The organism is Desulfosporosinus sp. Tol-M2 (assembly GCF_059735615.1).
The window spans coordinates 1-20,246 of the sequence record NZ_JCAIJG010000026.1 but is presented as its reverse complement, the minus strand read 5'-3'; the positions used below and the strand labels follow the sequence as shown (position 1 = coordinate 20,246).

At 42.8% G+C, this 20,246-nt stretch carries 20 protein-coding genes and 2 pseudogenes; 20 read left to right on the top strand and 2 right to left on the bottom strand.

All coding sequences use genetic code 11. From position 1 onward, the window contains the following. Positions 1-159 precede the first annotated feature (159 nt). The 10 genes and pseudogenes from AC6I5A_RS01075 (at position 160) to AC6I5A_RS01030 (ending at position 9,548) form a co-directional block, all read left to right on the top strand. Positions 160-915, top strand: a complete 756-nt coding sequence (locus AC6I5A_RS01075; protein WP_034610713.1) for a Fic family protein — start codon at positions 160-162, stop codon at positions 913-915. Positions 916-1,052: 137 nt separating this feature from the next. Beyond that, positions 1,053-1,175: pseudogene (locus tag AC6I5A_RS01070) on the top strand (Fic family protein); the annotation flags it as partial. Positions 1,176-1,283: 108 nt separating this feature from the next. After that, a complete protein-coding gene (locus AC6I5A_RS01065) occupies positions 1,284-1,640 on the top strand; it encodes a hypothetical protein (RefSeq protein WP_497900388.1) in 357 nt (118 codons plus the stop codon). 98 nt (positions 1,641-1,738) lie between these two features. Beyond that, positions 1,739-2,488 (top strand): ComFC family protein, encoded by a 750-nt coding sequence (locus tag AC6I5A_RS01060; protein ID WP_034610711.1) that lies wholly within the window; start codon positions 1,739-1,741, stop codon positions 2,486-2,488. 55 nt (positions 2,489-2,543) lie between these two features. Next, the gene (locus AC6I5A_RS01055; protein ID WP_034610710.1) at positions 2,544-2,846 is read left to right on the top strand and encodes a zinc-ribbon domain containing protein; all 303 of its coding nucleotides are present in this window, start codon (positions 2,544-2,546) and stop codon (positions 2,844-2,846) included. Between the two features lie 361 nt (positions 2,847-3,207). Further along, positions 3,208-3,738 (top strand): ribosome hibernation-promoting factor, HPF/YfiA family, encoded by a 531-nt coding sequence (hpf, locus tag AC6I5A_RS01050; protein WP_034610707.1) that lies wholly within the window; start codon positions 3,208-3,210, stop codon positions 3,736-3,738. A 399-nt stretch (positions 3,739-4,137) separates the two neighbouring features. Beyond that, a complete protein-coding gene (gene secA, locus AC6I5A_RS01045; protein WP_034610762.1) occupies positions 4,138-6,636 on the top strand; it encodes a preprotein translocase subunit SecA in 2,499 nt (832 codons plus the stop codon). Between the two features lie 21 nt (positions 6,637-6,657). Further along, positions 6,658-7,762 (top strand): peptide chain release factor 2 gene (prfB, locus tag AC6I5A_RS01040; RefSeq protein ID WP_497900387.1). Its coding sequence is split into 2 segments (ribosomal slippage): positions 6,658-6,726 and positions 6,728-7,762, totalling 1,104 coding nucleotides; the frame shifts between segments, so codons are not numbered across the junction. A gap of 18 nt (positions 7,763-7,780) precedes the next feature. Further along, positions 7,781-8,611 (top strand): transketolase, encoded by an 831-nt coding sequence (locus tag AC6I5A_RS01035; RefSeq protein WP_034610704.1) that lies wholly within the window; start codon positions 7,781-7,783, stop codon positions 8,609-8,611. Positions 8,612-8,615: 4 nt separating this feature from the next. After that, a complete protein-coding gene (locus AC6I5A_RS01030; RefSeq protein ID WP_052167816.1) occupies positions 8,616-9,548 on the top strand; it encodes a transketolase C-terminal domain-containing protein in 933 nt (310 codons plus the stop codon). Positions 9,549-9,568: 20 nt separating this feature from the next. Here AC6I5A_RS01030 and AC6I5A_RS01025 read toward each other — a convergent pair whose 3' ends face one another. Next, positions 9,569-10,432: a hypothetical protein gene (locus AC6I5A_RS01025; RefSeq protein WP_052167812.1), complete on the bottom strand. Its 864-nt coding sequence runs from the start codon at positions 10,430-10,432 to the stop codon at positions 9,569-9,571. 27 nt (positions 10,433-10,459) lie between these two features. Between AC6I5A_RS01025 and AC6I5A_RS01020 the strand changes: the two genes are divergently transcribed. Next, positions 10,460-10,615 carry a hypothetical protein gene (locus AC6I5A_RS01020; RefSeq protein ID WP_497900394.1) on the top strand — a complete coding sequence of 52 codons (156 nt, stop codon included), beginning with the start codon at positions 10,460-10,462 and terminating at the stop codon, positions 10,613-10,615. 29 nt (positions 10,616-10,644) lie between these two features. On the opposite strand, the pseudogene AC6I5A_RS01015 reads toward AC6I5A_RS01020, so the two are convergent. Continuing rightward, positions 10,645-11,049, bottom strand: a pseudogene (locus AC6I5A_RS01015) (CBO0543 family protein); the annotation flags it as partial. Between the two features lie 415 nt (positions 11,050-11,464). Between AC6I5A_RS01015 and ftsE the strand changes: the two are divergent. The 9 genes from ftsE to AC6I5A_RS00970 all read left to right on the top strand — a co-directional run. Next, complete coding sequence (gene ftsE, locus AC6I5A_RS01010; RefSeq protein WP_034610699.1) at positions 11,465-12,151, top strand: cell division ATP-binding protein FtsE; 687 nt, start codon at positions 11,465-11,467, stop codon at positions 12,149-12,151. Further along, the gene (gene ftsX / locus AC6I5A_RS01005; protein ID WP_052167810.1) at positions 12,141-13,031 is read left to right on the top strand and encodes a permease-like cell division protein FtsX; all 891 of its coding nucleotides are present in this window, start codon (positions 12,141-12,143) and stop codon (positions 13,029-13,031) included. The genes ftsE and ftsX overlap by 11 nt, the downstream gene beginning before the upstream one ends. Positions 13,032-13,578: 547 nt before the next feature. Next, positions 13,579-14,727: a murein hydrolase activator EnvC family protein gene (locus AC6I5A_RS01000; RefSeq protein WP_034610695.1), complete on the top strand. Its 1,149-nt coding sequence runs from the start codon at positions 13,579-13,581 to the stop codon at positions 14,725-14,727. A 72-nt stretch (positions 14,728-14,799) separates the two neighbouring features. Beyond that, the gene (locus tag AC6I5A_RS00995) at positions 14,800-15,981 is read left to right on the top strand and encodes a S41 family peptidase (protein ID WP_034610692.1); all 1,182 of its coding nucleotides are present in this window, start codon (positions 14,800-14,802) and stop codon (positions 15,979-15,981) included. 146 nt (positions 15,982-16,127) lie between these two features. Further along, positions 16,128-16,544 (top strand): nucleoside diphosphate kinase regulator, encoded by a 417-nt coding sequence (gene rnk, locus AC6I5A_RS00990; protein ID WP_034610690.1) that lies wholly within the window; start codon positions 16,128-16,130, stop codon positions 16,542-16,544. A 189-nt stretch (positions 16,545-16,733) separates the two neighbouring features. Next, on the top strand, positions 16,734-17,768 hold the full coding sequence (locus tag AC6I5A_RS00985) for a hypothetical protein (protein ID WP_034610688.1): 1,035 nt from the start codon (positions 16,734-16,736) through the stop codon (positions 17,766-17,768). A gap of 95 nt (positions 17,769-17,863) precedes the next feature. Next, complete coding sequence (locus AC6I5A_RS00980; RefSeq protein ID WP_034610687.1) at positions 17,864-19,234, top strand: sugar ABC transporter substrate-binding protein; 1,371 nt, start codon at positions 17,864-17,866, stop codon at positions 19,232-19,234. Positions 19,235-19,798: 564 nt separating this feature from the next. Beyond that, positions 19,799-20,059: a hypothetical protein gene (locus AC6I5A_RS00975; protein WP_034610686.1), complete on the top strand. Its 261-nt coding sequence runs from the start codon at positions 19,799-19,801 to the stop codon at positions 20,057-20,059. Next, on the top strand, positions 20,043-20,246 hold a 204-nt coding region (locus tag AC6I5A_RS00970; RefSeq protein ID WP_034610684.1), incomplete at its 3' end, for a type II toxin-antitoxin system RelE family toxin. The genes AC6I5A_RS00975 and AC6I5A_RS00970, both read left to right, overlap by 17 nt.

The window sequence follows — 20,246 nt, the reverse complement described above, 5'->3', positions numbered from 1 at the left end:
TAACTTCAATTCAAAAGAATATTGATGGTAAAAACGCCTTTCAGGTAGCAGGTGAACTAAGAAATCTTCTTTTTGCGGGTGATGACACCAATAAGGCGATGAAGAGGAGTAAAAATATGGTATAATAAATATGGGTTTATATAGAAAGGAGTTACGCTCATGAAGCAACGTTTATTGGTACGATTGCTGGAAGAAAAGGAAATGAAACTCAAAGGCGGTCTGTACCATCAGACACAGATCAAACTTGCATATAATTCTAATCGTATTGAAGGTAGCCGCCTTTCTGAAGATCAGACCCGGTACATTTACGAAACAAATACTGTCAATATGGAACAAGATGAAGCGGCAAATGTTGATGATATCATTGAAACTGTAAACCACTTTTCCTGTTTTGACTATATGCTTGTTCATGCGGATGAGGAACTGACGGAGGAAATGATTAAGGAATTTCACCGGCTCCTGAAACGGAACACATCCGATGAACGCAAAGAATGGTTCCGTGTCGGCGACTACAAGACCAAACCGAACGTCGTCGGAGACATGAAGACAACGGCACCTACAAAAGTCATCAGTGAAATTCAAAAACTACTTACTGATTATCATCAAAAAATAGATATTACAATAGATAATATCGTGGATTTCCATTACAGATTTGAAAGTATACATCCTTTTCAAGATGGTAATGGGCGGGTGGGCCGTATCATCATGTTTAAAGAGTGCCTAAAAAACGATATTTTACCTTTTATCATTGACCATACTCATAAACTGTTCTATTATCGCGGCCTTAAGGAATACAAAACTGAAAAAGGATATCTCATGGATACTTGCCTATCGGCACAGGATCAATACGAAGCAATGGTCTCATATTTCTTTCCGAATATCGAACAATCCGGTCCGGAAATGTATCAGTCCTAAAAATGATTTAAGGTTTATTGTATATTCTTAATGTCAAAATACCACATGATGTATTTGCAAATATATTGGATGAAATACCACCGTTTTATTTCAAAATAATTTACAAAATGAAATAACCATTCTATTCTAAAGGCGTAATTCCATTCATAAACAGCGAGGATGAACTAGATCCATTAATTACAATCGCTTTGATTCACTATCAGTTCGAAACCATCCATCCATTTTTGGATGGTAACGGCAGAATAGGCAGGCTTCTAATTGCACTCTATCTGATTGAGAAAAAACTATTGAGTCACGAGACTTTATATATATCTTATTTTTTAAAGAGAAATAGAATTGAGTATTATGACCGATTGACAGAAGTCAGGGTGAAAGGTGATTTTGAGCAATGGATAAAATTCTTTCTTTTAGCAACCTATGAATCGGCTCAAGATGCAATTAATACAATCGAAAGGATTATCAAGCTGCATGATAGAAATGTCGAAGTGGTAAAAAACACCGGCAAAGCTGCAAAAACTGTAATGAAAGTATTCAATTATCTTGAAGGCAGCCCGATTATTGACATTAAAAAAGCCAGTGTGGCATTAGAACTTTCCTTTAATGCTGTGTCAAATGCTGTTAACAAGCTTGTTGAATCGGGAATACTAAGACAAACCGAAAATATCCGCAGAAGCCGGGTGTTTGCTTATGAAGAGTATTTAGGTATACTGCGTAAGGACACATAAATAAAAAACAGTAATCATTAACAATGTCGGGTCAGAACAACCCCAAATATTCGAACCTCGAATAACGAACCTCGAGCATCGAGAAAGGGGTAGAAGCCTTGCAGGAGTTTTGGAAGGAAGCGGTTAAGATTACCCGAGCTTTATGGTATGAAGAAGTTCAAACATGTGCATTTTGTGGCGGAGTGGGCGATTTAGTCTGCCCAGCTTGTACAACAGGCTATCTTCATCCGGAGCTGGGGCGCTGTAGGAGGTGTGGGAAGTTAATTCTTAAAGAGAAAGCAAGCTGCCTGGATTGCGAAGCTGGGAAGGGTCCGAAACACCTTGATCTGGTTACAGCCTGGGGGCATTATTCCGGCGGATTAAGGGAATTTATCCAAAAGGTTAAATTCGAAGCGCAACCTCGGCGGTTAATGGAAATCGCACGCCCCTTTGCCAATTGGGCGATCAGCCAACTTCCCGCTGTTGACGGTGTAGTGGCTGTGCCAATGCATGCATCCCGTTTGGCAGAACGGGGCTTTAATCAAGCCGAGGTATTGGCATCGGTCATACACTGGGAATTGGGATTACCGATTATCGAGGGGGTTGAAAGGATCAAACCGACACCATCTCAAATCAAGCTTACGCGTCATGACCGCCTGCATAACCTGAAAGATGCGTTTGCGGTGCGGGAGCCGAGGTCTCTTACAGGACGAAGTGTATGGATTGTGGATGATGTAACGACAACAGGAGCAACGCTTGATGCTGTAGCAGGAGCTCTAAGCGGAAGCGGAGTTAAAACGATTTATGGTTTGTGTTTAGCGGCGGGAATTGAAAAAAAGACTTGTGCCTTTGGCTATTTAGCGTTATAATATAAACGGATGGGCAGAGCCTATTACATTTTTTTACGTAAGGGGAATATATTTCATGGCCTTTGAAGACAAAGATCTGGTATGTAAAGACTGCGGAGCTACTTTTATTTTCACTGTTGGAGAGCAAGAATTCTATGCTGAAAAGGGATTCGAGAACGAACCCCAACGTTGCCGCGAATGCCGCAACATACGCAAAGCAAACCGTAATTCCCAAGAGGGAAGAACACGCGAAATGTTTAATGTAATTTGCGCGGACTGCGGAGTGGAAACACAGGTTCCTTTCCAACCAAATTCTGATCGCCCGGTATATTGCCGTGAGTGCTACCAGCGCCATCGTCCAGTTCGCGAACAATATTAAATTCAAGTACTCTGAATTTAATTATTTAACACGACAAGCATTGGTTGACTTTCTAATAGTCAACTAATGCTTTTTTTATAAGTGAGAACACCTTTTCAACAAGGTTACCCACAACTATAATGCCAAAAAAAGCGTGTTTTTAACACTTATCCACATTATCCACACCCTCCTGTGGGTAATTATTAGGGGATAAAGGATACTTGCTCAATGGACAAAGATTAATAAGTGCTGCTTGAGATACACTTGAGATATAAAATTATAAGTCGTTAAAATCTTTTATTAAATTAAACTTTTTGAAGAAGGATTTTTAGTGTAAATCGGGAATATTACTTATGTGGCATCATAGAAGGGAGCTGAGTTAATGAATATTGTTATTCGTGGTAAACATATTGAATTAACGGACGCACTTAAAGAGTATGTTATGAAACGGGTAGGAAAGTTAGCGAAATACTCAGATGAATTTATGGATATACAAGTCACATTATTGGTTGAGCGAGATCGGCATCGGGTCGAGGTTACTGCTCCACTTCAAGGGATGATTTTGCGTGGGGAAGAAGAAACCGAAGATATGTATTCTTCAATAGATATGGTCGTCGAGAAATTGGAACGCCAAATCGAAAAATATCGAACACGAATTAATAAAAGGATGCGTTCTAAGATTTTTAAGGATTATGACTCAAAGCAACCTGTCGAAGTGAACGAAGAATCGCGTGAGGAAGTTGTCCGGCATAAGAAATTCCCTTCGAAGCCTATGTCAGTGGAAGAAGCTATTATGCAGATGAATCTGATTGGCCATAATTTCTTTGTGTTTACAAATGCGGAAAGCCAGGAAATGAATGTAGTTTACCGTCGTAACAATGGAGACTATGGTTTACTCCAACCCCAAGCTTAAATCCGTTACAAGACGGGTAATTTGCGAGGCGTACTCAAAATAAGTCGTCTTAATAAATATATCAGCCGTAAGGCCCGCATTTGCGGGCCTTACAATGCACTAGTCAGAAAGTATAACTGACTTTATACCTTTAGAAAGGTCCCTTCTCGCCATCACGACGCCTTGCCATCCTTGGCGGCGCTACTAATCTCAAACGTCCTGTTTGAGTCATGGCGACAGGGACACTTGACCATCCTTGGTCATCGCTCTAACCTCGAACGTCCTGTTTGAGTCATAACCTGCGAAGACAGTGTCTTCGCGTGGGAGCTAGCCAGGTTTCTTTAAATCGCCCGGTTCGGTTGCAGTCGGTTCTTAAGGATGTTAGAATTAATGGATATACGGATTAGAAAGGTGGACATAATGGGTTTTTTAAGTTTGTTCGATGATAATGCGCGAGAAATACGGAAATATCAAAAGCGCGTTGCAGTGATTAATAACCTTGAACCGACGATCCAAGCCCTAAGCGATGACGAATTGCGTGGGAAAACCGCCGAATTCCGAGGACGGCTGGAACGGGGAGAAAGCTTGAATAGTCTTTTGCCGGAGGCATTTGCGGTCGTTCGAGAGGCCGGCAGAAGGGTAATCAGTCAGCGGCACTATGATGTGCAGTTGATCGGGGGTATGGTGCTTCATGAGGGCCGGATTGCTGAGATGCGTACTGGGGAAGGGAAAACCCTTGTGTCCACTTTGCCGGCATATTTAAATGCTTTAACGGGTCAAGGTGTTCATATCGTGACAGTTAACGATTACCTGGCTCGCCGCGATAGTGAATGGATGGGGCAAATTCACAGGTTTCTTGGTCTTTCCATTGGTTTGGTTGTGCATGGTATAGACCCCGTAGATCGTCGGAACAGCTATGCCGCAGATATTACATATGGAACAAATAACGAATTTGGCTTTGACTATCTCCGGGATAACATGGTCACTCGTCCAGATGCCCTGGTTCAGCGTGAACTTCATTATGCTATTGTGGACGAAGTTGACTCGATCCTTATTGACGAAGCCAGGACACCACTTATTATTTCCGGTGAGGCGGACAAACCGACAGAATTATATTTTAGAGTGGCTATGATTATTCCCAGGTTGAAACCCGAGGATGATTACAAAGTAATTGAAAAAGAACGAGTTGTCACCCTAACGGAACAAGGAGTTCGTCGGGTGGAGAGCATGTTAGGTGTAGATAATCTTTATGAGGATATTCATACGGAGTTAGCTCATCATGTCAATCAGGCTTTAAAGGCACAAGCCCTCTTCAGACGGGACCGCGATTACGTAGTTAAAGACGGAGAAGTTATTATAGTCGATGAATTTACCGGACGTCTGATGTTTGGCCGCCGTTATAGTGAAGGATTGCACCAAGCCATCGAAGCTAAAGAGGGTGTAAAGATCGAAAAGGAATCCCAAACCTTAGCTACTATTACTTTCCAGAATTACTTTCGGATGTACAAAAAACTCGCTGGAATGACCGGAACGGCCATGACGGAAGAACCGGAATTCCGGAAGATTTATAAACTGGACGTTGTCGAAATCCCCACGAATAAACCAATGATTCGAAGCGATAGTCCGGACGTGATTTACCGTACGGAAAAAGGCAAGTTTTTGGCGGCTGTTGAAAGTATTATCGAGCGTCATGCCAATGGGCAGCCGCTTCTTGTGGGGACAGTTTCGGTTGAGAAATCCGAGTATTTAAGTGACTTGCTGAGCCGGCGTGGTATTCCGCACCAAGTACTCAATGCCAAATATCATGAAAAAGAAGCGGAGATTGTTGCCCAAGCCGGACAACCTGGAATGGTTACGATCGCCACGAATATGGCAGGTCGTGGAACGGATATTATTTTAGGGGAGGGTGTGCCTGAACTAGGGGGGTTACATATTATAGGGACAGAACGGCATGAATCCCGGCGCATTGATAACCAATTGCGTGGACGTGCTGCCCGTCAAGGTGACCCAGGATCAACCCAATTCTTTATTTCAATTGAAGATGACCTGATGCGTATGTTCGGTACCAATATCATGAGCGTTATGGATAAATTGGGGATGGATGATACCATGCCGATTGAGTCCAGGATGGTCTCCCGGTCTATTGAAACTGCCCAACGACGCGTAGAGAGTCGCAACTTCGACATACGTAAACACGTTCTTGATTATGATGATGTCATGAATCAGCAACGGGAGGTTATCTATGGACAGCGGCGTTCTGTACTCATGGGAGAAAACCTGCGGGACAATATTATGGACATGCTGGCGAAAGCGGTCAAAGACAGTATCAGTATGTTTAGTGGGGAAAGCCAGTTCCCGGAAGAGTGGGATCTGTCCGGCTTAGCAGACTATATTGAAAGTTTTTATCTGCCGGGGACCCATTTAGAACCCGAACAGTTCTCAGACCTCTCGATAGTAGAAATTGAGGAAATGTTATTGGAAAGAACCCAAGCCTACTATGAGAGCCGTGAAGAGCAATTCGGTTCTGAACTGATGAGGGAAATTGAGCGCGCAGTGATGCTTCAGGTTGTGGACAGTAAATGGATGGATCACCTTGATGCCATGGATATGCTTCGCGAAGGGATTGGTCTGCGGGCCTATGGGCAGAAAAATCCGCTGGTAGAATACAGGCGGGAAGGCTTTGAAATGTTTCAAGCGATGATTGATTCCATCCAGGACGATATCATCCGTTATGTCATGCGTGTGGCGCCTCATGTACGGGAAGAAGTTGCCGAACAGCCCCGAAACGTGACGGAGAACCGCTATGAAGGGGAACCCAGCCAACCTGTGCACGTCGGAGAACAGATTGGGCGCAACGATCTTTGCCCTTGTGGAAGCGGGAAAAAATATAAGAAGTGTTGCGGATTGCGCAAGAAGTAGGTTTAGAAAGGGTGAATAGATGTGCTTTCGGATTGGAAAAATGAACTGGAAACGTTAACAATATGCTTGGCGGATTTGAGGGTTTCCCTTTGACGTTGCTCAGCGTATCGAAAAGATCAGCGCGTTGGAGAGGGAGTTCCAACGGCCTAAATTGTGGGATAATCCCGCCTTGGCTCAAAAAATCATGCAGGAATTAGCCCTTCATCAAGGTAAAGTCAGGCTCTACGCTGAGCTGGAGCAGCGGCTTGAAGAAACGGCAACCCTTTGGCAGTTGGCGACAGAGGAAGATGATCTGAGTCTGGAGTCAGAGATTGAGCGCGAGATAAAGGCGCTTCAGCAACGTTTTGAGGCTTTGAAATTGGAAATACTGCTTAGCGGACCATGTGATCGGAACAATGCCATATTAACCCTGCATGCGGGAGCCGGGGGTACGGAAGCCCAAGATTGGGTGCAAATGCTCTATCGACTCTATGTTCGATGGGGAGAGCGACATGGCTATAAAGTGGAGACCCTGGACTTTTTGAGTGGGGATGAGGCGGGCATTAAAAGTGTAACTTTATCTTTCAGTGGAGAAAACGCGTACGGGTATGCAAAATCTGAAAAAGGCGTACATCGGTTGGTGCGAATTTCTCCATTTGATGCGTCAGCACGTCGTCATACTTCGTTTGCTTCCGTGGATGTTATTCCGGAGGTGTCGGAGGATAACGAGATAACGATTGATCCTGAAGATTTGAGGGTGGATACTTTCCGTTCCGGTGGGGCCGGGGGTCAGCACGTTAATAAGACAGATTCTGCGATCCGAATTACCCACTTGCCTTCCGGGATCGTAGTTCAATGTCAGAGCGAGCGCTCCCAGACTCAAAATAAGGCTTCAGCCATGCGCGTTTTGCAGGCGAGGTTACTGGAGCTTAAGCGCAGGGAGCAAGAAGTTGAAATTTCCGAAATCCGCGGCGAACAACAAGAAATTGCTTGGGGAAGTCAGATCCGTTCTTACGTTTTTCATCCCTATAGCCTGGTCAAAGATCACCGTACCAATGAAGAAACCGGGAACGTGTCGGCGGTAATGGATGGGGAGATCGATGCGTTCATTGCAGCTTATCTGCAGAAAACCAAAATTGTCAAATAAGCTAAAGGAGGAGATCTTTTGCCTACCATTTCACTGAAGAGGATAGCCAATACGCTTCGTCAAGACATTATTTCCATGCTCGTAACTTCAAAATCCGGACACCCCGGCGGAAGTTTATCGGCTGTGGAAATCTTAGCCACGTTATTCTTTTGCGAAATGCATGTAAATCCGGAAGATCCGCGTTGGGTGGATCGAGACCGCTTTATCCTTTCCAAGGGACATGCGGCCCCTGTACTTTATGCGGCTCTCGCCGAGAAGGGTTATTTCCCCAAGGAGGCGCTTAAAGGGCTTCGCCAAACCGGCCATATGCTCCAGGGACATCCCGATATGAAGAAGACACCCGGCGTGGACATGTCCACGGGTTCCTTAGGGCAAGGCCTTTCTGCTGCCAATGGAATGGCTTTGGCTGGAAAGCTGGATGGCAAAGATTATCGAGTTTTTGTTTTGCTCGGTGACGGTGAGATGGATGAAGGACAAGTTTGGGAAGCGGCGATGGCGTCTGCCCACTATCATTTGGATAATGTCACAGCCATCTTGGATTTTAACGGCTTACAAATTGATGGCACAACGAATAGTGTCATGTGTTCTGCTCCACTGACCGAAAAATGGAGAGCCTTTGGCTGGCATGTAATTGAAGTTGACGGGCATGATGTGGAGGCTTTGCTGGAAGCGTTTGCCGAGGCCAGGCGGGTCAAAGGAAAACCGTCGATTATTATAGCCAAGACGGTGAAAGGCAAAGGGGTTTCTTTCATGGAAAACCAGGCCGGTTGGCATGGCAATGCACCCAGTGTGGAACAAGGCGAGCAGGCACTGAAGGAATTACGGGAGGAGGCGCTAACCCTTGGCTGATAAAATGGCGACACGTGATGCGTATGGACAGGCTCTACTGATTCTTGGGGCGGAAAACCCCAAGGTTGTTGTCTTGGATGCCGATCTTTCAAAGTCGACCAAGACCGCTGACTTTGCGAAGAAGTATCCTGAACGTTTCTTTAACATGGGGATTGCCGAGGCAAACCTCTTAGGGACTGCTGCAGGGTTGGCGGCGGCAGGTAAAATCCCCTTTGCCAGCACGTTCGCGATCTTTGCCGTGGGACGAGCCTTTGAGCAAATTCGCAACTCGATTGCTTATCCCAAGCTAAATGTTAAAATTGCAGCCACTCATGCCGGAATTACAGTAGGGGAGGACGGAGGCTCTCATCAGGCTGTCGAAGACATGGCGATCATGCGCGCCGTCCCCAACATGGTGGTTTTAGTCCCGGCCGATGGGGAGGAAACCCGCCAGGTAATTTTAGCTGCTGCCAAATACAACGGCCCGGTTTATATTCGCATGGGGCGTTTGGCTGTTCCCCTGCTTTTCGGAGAAGACTATCATTTTGAGATCGGGAAGGCGAACGTCCTCCAGGAAGGGACAGACGCGGCCATCATGGCTAACGGCTTGATGGTGTCCACGGCCCTGGAAGCGGCCGGAGAGCTGGCCGCCGAAGGAATTAACGTGAGCGTCGTTAATGTGGCTTCGGTGAAGCCGCTGGATGAAGAGACGATTGTGCGCATAGCTAAGCAAACAAAAGCTGTCGTGACAGCGGAAGAACATAACATTATCGGCGGATTGGGAAGCGCGATTGCCGAGGTTCTGGGAGAGAAACTACCCACGCCTATGGTTCGCGTCGGCATTAAAGACCTGTTTGGCGAGTCAGGGCACCCGCAGGAGCTGCTGGAGAAATATGGCTTGACCAAGAAAGACTTAATTAAAGCAGTCCATGAGGTCATTGCTAAAAAGTTGGGATAATTCTAACATAGATTTATTAATCATGATGAGGAAGGGTTTGGTTTTAATAAATAGTCAAAGACGGCAATCAAACAATAACATCCAATCAAATCCAAAAATGTGACTATAAAAAATAACCCTTCGTGGATATAAATAAAACCTGCTTTATATGCAAGATATTGCGCAAGAAATAAATATGAAAGAGCTATCGTTTTTACTAACCAGTGCAGCTTCGATTTATATAAAGGTATTAAATAGTTAAATATAATAAATTGGTAAACAAAACCGGATGATGTATTATTTTTATTCATGTCCGTAAAAAATATATTACTATGTAAGAGTTGTATACCTAATAATCGTTGGCCCAGAAAAATGGTAAAAGTACTGAATGAAGCTACGCCGAAATAAAGCAAAATATAATTAATAATTTTGTTTGAAGGGTTCCTTGCTATTGCCGTTTTATACCACTGTTTAACTAGCCATGAAAAAAGAATAAAACTTAATAAAGTATAGCTAGATCTAAACCAAAAATGTTCATATATACCTAATTTAACAAAAAAAATATCAATTAAAAAATATACTAAACCAAAAAAACAATACCAAATAAATGATAGATTATAAATAATAAGTAATAATGATGTTGAACAAACCGATATTTGTGAAAAATAGTTACCAAAAATTATATCTAAATAGGAATCCCTAAATATTTTGGGATAATAACTATAAGCATTTAAACCGAGTACAAGAATTGCCTCAAGTATAAAAGATAAACCTATTATTGAAAAAAGAAACGCTATAACAAATTTTTTATTGTTAGTTTTGCATAAGGATAAAACAATGGTGATAATGCTTGTAATAAATAATAATATGAACCATATCGTATTAGACCAAAATGTTGAATTCATGTGTACCTCCTTATAGGATATGGGGTAATGATTTCAATAAATCATTTTGGTTTACACAACAACCAAACTCAAGATAGAAGTGGCGTACACTATTTCAATATGAAAAATGGCAGGTTGAATCTATATATAACTAAAAAGGCACAAGCGATTGATGGAAACCAAACCCAAAGCGGTTTTTTATAATGTAATAAAAGAAGAGGGAACATAGTAAGATTAACAGCAAAAGACCAATAAATATTCCAGCTATTATGGTGAGAAAAAAACCCTAAATAAAATGAAAGATATTCAATAGAAGTATACACAAATGCGCAGAAGAGAAAAAAGAGGATATATACCGGAATCCTCTTGCTGTTATTAACTTTTGAGTAGAGTTGAAAAAAGATAAAACATGTACATGGGAAAACTACAAAAGCAATTAATAATTCTGCAAAATCACCGCTAATAATAGGCGATTCATATTTCCAAAGGGGTTTGTTTTTTGATAATATAATATAAGTCAGGTTGCCAATTATCATATATAGAATTGTAGGATAATATAATTTCCAATTTCGCCAATCTCCCCATTTCCAAGCAATGAATATTGAGATGAGTGATAGTAGTACATGAAAATCGAACATCTTACACCCCTAATGAAATTCAAATATTTTAGTCTTAGTTTGAAGAATGAAGAATTACCTTTTTGATCTTCGTATTGCTTGCAAACTTCCAAGCCGCATGACCCTCTTACGCGATAGCTCACAAAACCAGTATAATTATTTTGTCATATGCTTGAAAATATATGTAAGAAGAAGCCCCTAAGAATATGTTTCATTTGTATTGCCAGTTCTTATAGTGAATTGGCTTTTGTTTTTTTCGGTGTATTGCATTAAGCTTCTATGGAGTTGCAGGTTTTAACCACAATGCCATTTCTGATTTCACAAACAGGAAATTCACGACGAGTGTCGAATATTCTATGAGTTATAGAGAAAAAAAGGTGAGATGTTAGAAAATCTTTAATCATAGAAACATCGGAACAGAAGCGAGGTGAGCAGGATGATACAATTGACAAATGTGTCCAAGATATATCCAAACGGTGCCAGAGCCCTTATTGATGTCAATCTAAGAATTGGCAAGGGGGAATTTGTTTTCTTGGTGGGCCCCAGCGGAGCAGGTAAATCAACGCTGATTAAATTATTTTTTCGTGATGAAACCCCGACGCGGGGACAGGTCATGATTAATAGTAAAAATCTGGTGCGCATGAAAGGCAGGGATGTGCCTTATCTAAGGCGTAATATTGGCGTCATCTTTCAAGATTTTAAGTTGATGACCAATAAAACAGTGCGGGAAAATGTAGCTTTTGCGCTAGAAGTGATCGGAGTGTCGAGGAAAGAGATTCAAATTCGTACGCGCACGACGTTGGAACTTGTCGGACTTGCGAGGAAAGAGAATGTCTATCCGCATGAACTATCCGGCGGAGAACAACAGCGGGTCTGTGTTGCACGGGCGATTATAAATAATCCTGCACTATTAATGGCAGATGAGCCCACGGGTAACCTTGATCCGGAAACGGCCTGGGAAATTATGGAGTTGCTTTATAATATCAACAAACGTGGAACGACGATTGTCATGGCTACTCATGCTAAAGCGATTGTGAATAAAATGCAAAAACGGGTGATTACCATAGAAAACGGACGGGTTGCACGAGATGAAGAAAAGGGGGGATACGGCTATGACGCTTAATTCCGCTCGCTATATTCTGCGCGAGACGGTCCACTCCATGAAACGCAATCCTTGGCTTAGCATAGCGTCGGTTTTAACCGTTATGGTTTCCCTTGTAATCTTAGGATTTTCTGTATTTTTCCTGGCAAACGCTTCTAATATGGCGAAATCCTTTGAATCTCAGTTGGAGATTGCGGCGTTTGTAAAAAACAGCATAACCCAAACGGAACTTGAAGGGTTAAAAACCCAGATTCAAGGTATGTCTGGGGTGGCTTCCGTAACCGTAGTTTCCAAAGACCAAGCCCTTGCTGATTTCGGGAAAACGATGGGTGGTTCCCAAAGTAATCTTTTGGCAGATCTTGGAGGGACTAATCCCTTCCCGGATAAGTTGACAGTCAAGGCAACGGATCCTCAAAACGTTATCGCCTTGGCGGACGCGATATCCGTTCTTCCTGGGGTAGACAAAGTCCGCTATGGACAGGGATTTGTGGATAAGCTTTTGAAATTTACGCAATGGCTGAGGTGGATTGGCTTTGGTGTGGTGGCAGCTTTTGGCATTGCAGCCATTGTGTTGATTTCCATTAACGTTAAAATGAATGTCTTTTCTCGTCGCCGCGAAATTCAGATTATGAAATTAGTGGGCGCTAGCAACAGTTTTGTCCGCTGGCCTTTTCTTGTTGAGGGGTTAGCATTAGGATTTGTTGGGGGAGCACTGGCAGCTGGTATTGTTGGTATGGGCTATAATTGGATTACTATGTATGTCCAATCGACATTAACATTTCTCCCAGTTGTTCAAAACGCGATTCTCTTTCGCCAAGTCACTGGGGGGCTTATGCTCGCTGGCATGGCGATGGGTGCACTGGGAAGTGGGTTCTCTTTACAGAAGTTCCTTCGAGCGTAGAGAGGAAGTGTCTTAGCCCAGTCGCACACGTTCCATCGCTATTCACTTGTCGCTCAGGCTATAAGGCAAAACCTCTGGGCTTTCTGCAAGTTAACCGTTGCCTTTCTTCACGCCTAATCGCCTACGCTCATTGACGCGATTCCTCTCTTCGTGCTCCTTAAGCTAAGAAACTTCCTCTAGCTAGGGTCGACGGAGGAGTGGAACTGTGGTGGGAGTTTTGGGACGGTTTGGTTCTTTGTCGTAATCAAGCCACTCGTGACCAAGCCATGAATAAATGAAATTGCAAAGAGAACCGTTTAAGCCAACCCCAAAGAAGTGCTCCTCGAAAGCTTTGGTGAACGTGCAATTCATTTCATTCATCCATTGACACGATTCCTCTCTCCATACTCCTTAAGCTAAGAAACTTTCTCCGGCTTGGGTCGACGGGGGTATTGAAGACGTTTTGACGCTTTTGAAGGACTGTTTGTGTCTTTACGCAAAGGCGCTTCGGGGTAGGAGACGAGATGAAGGTTCGAAAATAATTTAATTTAGGAACGGAGGGGGTCGTTTGTTTCAAAGGAAAGTACTAACGATTGTGATAATTTGTCTTGGTTTACTTGGAACATCGGTATTGCCTTCTGGGGCTAACGAACTGGGAGATGCTGTTCAGCAGCAGAAAGACATTTTAAATCAAAAGGATCAAACCCGGGGGAAGTTAAATGAATTAACCTATACGGCAGATAAAATCAAGGCTCGAATGGTTCAACTGGAAACGCAAATCGCCGCAGCTCAGATGCTTTTTGAACAGAAACAGGCCGCTTATGCCCAAGCCCAAAACCAAGTTCTCTCAGCTCAAAAAGAACTGGATCTAAAACAAAAGGAGCTTGAAGACCGCCAGGTGGCCCTTGGAAAACGGGCAAAGGGAATCTATGAGAGTGGGCAAGTAAGCTATTTGGAACTACTCTTTCAGTCTGTGAACCTCGGTGACTTCATTACGCGAATGGAGTATTTCGCGGAATTAGTGTCTAATGACCGTCAGTTATTGACGGATATTAAATCCCAAAAGGAACAAATTGTTCAAAAAACGAACGAATTGATGAGCAAAAGGGATCAAGCCGCACTACTCGAAAAGCAGGCGGCTTCAGTCAAAACGGACCTTGATAAAGCGAACGCTCAGCAGCGCGAAGCCTTGGACGAAAACACAAAGGCCCAACAAGTGGCTTATGATAATATTGAACGCTTGGAATCCGAGGCCAATGCCTGGAATGATAAGATTCGCAAATTGCAGGCAGCTCAGGCAGGACGTTCAGGCGGCGTGAGCGGATCAATCACTACCTGGCCGGTACCCGGTTATTACGAAATCAGCAGTCCCTTTGGCTGGAGGATTCACCCCATAACGCAGAAACGAAGTTTGCATACCGGAACGGATATTGCGGCATCGTCAGGGACACAGATTACCGCAGCGGGAGCTGGAGTCGTCATCATGGCCGGCTGGAATACGGCCTATGGGAATATGACAATTATTGACCATGGCAAGGGAATCTCTACGCTTTATGGACATCAGTCAGCCTTGAATGTTACCGAAGGTCAAGCGGTTCAAGCGAATCAAGTGATCGGGTATGTTGGTTCAACGGGGTGGAGTACAGGCCCGCACCTGCATTTTGAAGTCCGGGTAAGTGGTAATCCTACTGATCCTTTGCAGTATGTCCCTAATTAATGGATAAGTAGTATTACTACACAGGAAAGAGCATATAATAGAGCGAGACACGAGGGAAGGGGTTTGACTTGCTTGCAGGAGTGGAACTGGAAAAGAGTAGCTAAAAACATCGGGGTCATCCTATTGATATTTTCTGTACTAGTGACTACGGCGCTGGGTGGGATTGTTCTTGCCAACGTAAATAACGCGGGGCGGTTAGTTCACGTTATCCAACTGATTCGAAGCGACTACTTAGAAAATGTTACGACTGATCAGCTTGTGGAAGGTGCTACAAAAGGGATTGTAGAGATATTAGGAGATCCCTATTCGACGTACATGAATGCTAAGGAGAACCAAGAACTTTTCCAAATGCTGGAAGGGAAGTTCGGCGGGGTAGGAATTGTTCTTAGCCTTAAGGATCCTAAAAAGCTCGTGGTCTTGCGTCCCATTAAGAATTCGCCGGCTAGTAAGGCAGGTATCCAATCGGGCGACGTCGTCAGCAAGATTAATGATGAGGAGACAGCTGGCATGGAGCAAGAAAAAGCGGTGGGGATGATGCGCGGAGATCCTGGAACAAAAGTAAACTTGGCTCTCTATCGGGAGAGTACGAATAAGACCTTCACGGTCAGTTTGACGCGAGAAAACATCACAGTTCCAACAGTAGAGGGAGAAGCATTGCCGGGGCATCCAGATATTGCCTATATTAATATTACTCAATTCTCCTCAGTTACAGGGACTGAACTTCAAGAAACTATGACCAATTTGGATATCAAGAAATTCAAAGGGCTTATTCTGGATATGAGATATAATCATGGCGGAGAACTCAAAGCTGCTGTTCAGGTTGCCAGTTACTTTATCCCAGAGGGTCCAGTTGTTTATATTGTGGATAAAAAAGGGAATGTTGATACAAAAATGGCGGCAGGTACATTTCTGGGAATGCCTTTGGTGGTTCTCGTCAATGAAGAAAGTGCTTCTGCTGCGGAGATCGTAGCCGGAGCGATTAAGGACAAAGGAACGGCGAGCCTTGTCGGAGTAAAAACATTTGGCAAAGGTATTGTGCAAACGATTTTCCCCTTGGGTGGGGGGACGAGTGTCAAATTAACAACTGCCAAATACTTGACTCCGAATAAGGTGGATATTCACAAACAAGGGATAGAACCGGATATAGTGGTAGAACTAAAAAAAGGGCAGTCGACCACCATTTCCCCGCTGGACACCAACTTTGACCCGCAGCTTCAAAAAGCTCTCCAGACGTTACAAGGAAAATTAAAATAAGGAATGATTAAGGATCACGCTAGTCTTGAAAATGGCTCAACATAAACTCAAATAGTGATTATGTTGAGTTTTCACTAATTACTTGGTTTTTTTCAGGGCTTGAATGTAATCAATAGAAAATAATAAGTATAGGAAGGTAAAAGAAGATGGCGCGAAAAATTTATATTACATCCATAGACAGAGACCGATTGCTGAAACTAATTGGAAAGGAAAGAGAATTTAATAATACAAGTAATAGGGAGTATTTAAACAACCTGGAAAAAGAGTTGAACAATGCACAGATTGTAACTTCTCAAGAAGTTCCAAATGATGTAATTACAATGAATTCAAAGGTCCTTCTAATAGATTTGGATACTGAAGAGGAAATGATCTATACGTTAGTTTATCCTCAGGAAGCCAACTTGATTGAAGATAAAATTTCAATTTTGGCTCCTGTAGGGACAGCTATCTTAGGATATCGTGCGGGAGATATCATAAAATGGAAGGTCCCAGATGGCGTCGTTAACCTGAAAGTTGAAGAAATTTTATACCAGCCTGAAGCGGTTGGAAACTACGAGTTATAATTGTTTGAGGCTATGCATCCGAGCCTGAAGAAGGCATCTCTTGTAAAAGATTAGCAAGAGATGCCTTCTTATTTATTATTATTCTTGGATAACATTATTATATGATAGTTTAATTCCAGGAGTGAGTGACCGTCGTTCACGTTGTTGCATAGACTACGCTGACCAGAATAAACGACGGGGGTTACACGCATGAGAAATAAGACCGGTGTTCGACATTATTTTGCAGAAGGAATGACCACCAGGGGCTATATATCCCTTTTGCCCAACATGATGCCGAGTTGGCAACGGGTTTATGTCTTATTGGGGGGACCGGGAACAGGTAAATCGACGTTGATAAAGGTAATTGGTCTTGATCTGCTGGACCGGGGATATGGCGTTGATTTTTTGCGTTCCGTGCGGGACCCAGACTCAATGGCAGGTTTTATCATACCGCATATGGGATTGGCAATGCTGGATGCCATGAAAGTTTCCCCACTACGTTGGCGAGCCCCGGGAGTTGTTGAGAAGTTTATTGATTTTAGCATTTTCTGTGATGAACTTAAGTTAGAGAAGCAGCGTTCAGAGATTTTTAAAATCGAAGATCTGCTTCAAGAGCTTCAAACAACCTTGGAGGAAGAGCTGACTGCAGAACTTGGATCATTAATTGGAAATAGGATACCTAAACGTCATATGGAAAACGAAGACCTCTCCTGGATCTTGGGAAACTCCGCCCGTTTAAAGGTTAAGAAAGAACACATCGGCCCTTGGCCTCTCGCCGAAAATGCCCTCAAACTTTTACAAAAAAGCATTATTGTACCTTATTTTTTACACGGTTTAACTTTAGAGGGGTGGCTTAATCTTGCCCCGCATTTTCTGACGGACTTCGATCAAATTCGACTGGAAGGGGACGAAACGTTGGATGCCATAGATTGGGTTTTGCGAGAAGCGCAACAACTGGGACAAATGATTGAAATTGTCTTACATCCGCTCAATCCGGATGAAGTGATTGGGATTGTTTTCCCCGAAAGGCGTTTGGCGATCTGGCAGGGAAATCCCGAAAATTTAAAAGATCAAGGATTAGATCGGCCTTTTAGTGAAAAATTAATAGAGGCCTTAATATCTTGGCAAACACACAGGTCTCAGCTTAAAGGGATCTATATGGCTGCTGTAAATTTCGAACAGTTGGATAGTTACCGGGAAACCGTACTCAACCAGATTTTGTGTGATTTACAAACAAAGGTTTAAAATGTGAATCAGATTTCTACTGCATTTTTTTAGCTGACAAGGGAAAACTAATCTAAAGATCTACTAACGACCGGGCTTCGAAAGGAGCGTGTCCCATGTCAAAAAGAGTACGGTACCTTTTAGTTATTATTTCCGTATGTCTTAGTTTAACAATAACGGGCTGTGGTCTTCAATCCCTTTTTGGAAATAAGAACAATACTTCTTCAACAAAAGGGGGGACTGAGACGGTTATCGCAGTTTCTTTAAATGAGGAAGATCCCAATAAACTACTTATTACCAAAGGGATTGACGATTTGGCGAAGAAGGAAAACGTGCAAGTGAAGTATCTGGGCCAAAGTGCAGCGGGAGAAGAATCACCCTTGAAAGGGGCGAAGGTTCTTATTTATCAAGGGGGAAATGCGAGCCTGCTAAAGAGTGCAGAAACAGACAAAATTCCAGTGTTAGCTTTAAGTCAGCTTCCTGCAGGCGTAAAGCTCGTCGGGATGATTACTCCGGATCAGGAAAAGACCGGAGAGCTTATGGCCCAAACGTTGGTAAGTAAGGTTGCTGAGGGTCAGGTCGTAATTTTGCAGGGAGACCCTAACGAAACTGGATTTCAGGAACGTTTGGCCGGCAACAAAGTGGTGCTTAGCAAATATCCCAAAATAACAGTGCAAAACATTGTAAGTTCCCCAGATTCCGAAGCGGTCACCAAGCAGGGGTTAGTGGATATTCTTCAAAAGAATCCCGGCAAGGTCCAGGGCATCCTGGCTCATACCGAGCAATTGGCAGCTTTAGCAAACGAAGTTTTGAAACAAACGCAGTTGGATAGGAAAATCAGCTTAGTTGGGGGACAAGCTTGTGTTCCATCTTTGGAACGGATGTCCAGCGGAGCTCAAGCCGGAGATATCGACACTTCTCCTTATCTTCAGGGGGTTAATGCATATCAATGGGCCCAAAAAATTATAAAAAAAGAAGCCCTGGATGTCAATGATTCTATCACAAGTGAGCAAGGGGAAATTCCGGCCAAGATTATTCAGGTTAAGGCTGTAACGCCAGATAATCTCGCGCTGATCCAGAAGAGTTACACATTGACCCTGCAAAGTGCGGAACAAGATAAAAAGGAAAAAGAGCAGGCGGACCAAGCTTCTAAATCAACAGATCAAGGGCAAGCCAAGCAAGAGGATCAGAGTGGAAATAAGTCAGAAGCAAGCAGCGAAGGACAACAGGCCAAATCAAGCCCTATTCCTGCCGGAGTCCAAAAGGTTACGGAACGGATTAAGACTGAAACAACCCGGGAGTATCTTGATGCTCAAGGAAAAGTAATTGGCACGGAGAAAACTGTTAATGAACAGGTAAAAACCGTGCCCGCCGAAATGTTAAAGCAGCAATCCGAGCAACCAAAAGACGCGACGAAAGATCAGGGGGATCAAAAGGATCAAAAGGATCAAAAGGATCAGAAGGATCAGACGGACACGAATAAATGAGGAACGGAAGGGGTAACGAAAAAATAATAAGGAGCACAAGGCCCTCGGATAATCTTTGGGCCTTTTCTTTGGCTTAAATACTAAACACAAAAAGCTACTCCATGCCAATTAAGGAGGTCTAGTATATATTTTGAAAATTTCTAGAACTTTTTTAAATTCCCACTTTAGATGAAGCTATAAAAAATAAAATTATAACATACTGGGGAAACAGAAATGCACAATTTAAAAAAATTACTGATAATGAATTCCACGCTAAAAGAGGCAGCTTATTAGGTAATTTAACTTCTTTAAAAATGTATAAGTTAAAAACCACTATATTTATTTCTATATTTGAAAACAATCAAGTGACTTGTGTTCTTAATATAAATACAATGTTTCATCATATAAAATCCACTATGTGTTCTCTATACCCTCCTGAACGTAACTCTGATAACTACTCCAACTATATTCTTGTGGTTGTTTCCACGGCATATCCCAACCTAATATCGTAGAATATGATATGATATTAGGTATGTAAGGAATAGTAAGCGAAATAGGATGTTAAAATTTAGGGAGGAATTCGGTATGACTCTAGCGCAAAAGATTGAGCAGATTTTAAAGGATGAGTTAAAACCTGAAAACATTAAAACAATTATCGATTTGGCGGAATTTTTAAAGGTTAAAGAAAGCCAGAAGAAATGGGATGAAATTAATGAGTCCGAACATGAATTTATAACGGCAGAAGAACAGGCCCATCTTGAAGAAGTAAAAGCAACAGGTCAATTTATTGACCAGGATGAACTTTTACAAGAATTGGGGATAAATAAAGATGAGATACAAAATTAAGTATGAAAAAGATTGCCTTAAATACTTAAAGAAATTGGACAGAAATACACAGGTTAAAATAATTAATGCTATAAGCCAACTTCCGTTTGGAGATGTAAAAAAACTGCAAGGAAGTATTGCAGATTACAGATTGAGAGTTGGTAATTACAGAATTATATTTAGTAAAGATGATAAAAACATAATAATT

Bases quoted from the DNA above. Each gene is read 5' to 3' on its own strand.
- AC6I5A_RS00985 (WP_034610688.1), top strand. From the start codon at position 16,734: ATGAGAAATAAGACCGGTGTTCGACATTATTTTGCAGAAGGAATGACC.
- hpf (WP_034610707.1), top strand. From the start codon at position 3,208: ATGAATATTGTTATTCGTGGTAAACATATTGAATTAACGGACGCACTT.
- AC6I5A_RS01075 (WP_034610713.1), top strand. From the start codon at position 160: ATGAAGCAACGTTTATTGGTACGATTGCTGGAAGAAAAGGAAATGAAA.
- AC6I5A_RS01025 (WP_052167812.1), bottom strand. From the start codon at position 10,432: ATGAATTCAACATTTTGGTCTAATACGATATGGTTCATATTATTATTT.
- ftsE (WP_034610699.1), top strand. From the start codon at position 11,465: ATGATACAATTGACAAATGTGTCCAAGATATATCCAAACGGTGCCAGA.
- AC6I5A_RS01055 (WP_034610710.1), top strand. From the start codon at position 2,544: ATGGCCTTTGAAGACAAAGATCTGGTATGTAAAGACTGCGGAGCTACT.
- AC6I5A_RS01030 (WP_052167816.1), top strand. From the start codon at position 8,616: ATGGCGACACGTGATGCGTATGGACAGGCTCTACTGATTCTTGGGGCG.
- ftsX (WP_052167810.1), top strand. From the start codon at position 12,141: ATGACGCTTAATTCCGCTCGCTATATTCTGCGCGAGACGGTCCACTCC.
- AC6I5A_RS01020 (WP_497900394.1), top strand. From the start codon at position 10,460: ATGATTTCAATAAATCATTTTGGTTTACACAACAACCAAACTCAAGAT.
- rnk (WP_034610690.1), top strand. From the start codon at position 16,128: ATGGCGCGAAAAATTTATATTACATCCATAGACAGAGACCGATTGCTG.
- AC6I5A_RS00980 (WP_034610687.1), top strand. From the start codon at position 17,864: ATGTCAAAAAGAGTACGGTACCTTTTAGTTATTATTTCCGTATGTCTT.
- secA (WP_034610762.1), top strand. From the start codon at position 4,138: ATGGGTTTTTTAAGTTTGTTCGATGATAATGCGCGAGAAATACGGAAA.
- AC6I5A_RS00975 (WP_034610686.1), top strand. From the start codon at position 19,799: ATGACTCTAGCGCAAAAGATTGAGCAGATTTTAAAGGATGAGTTAAAA.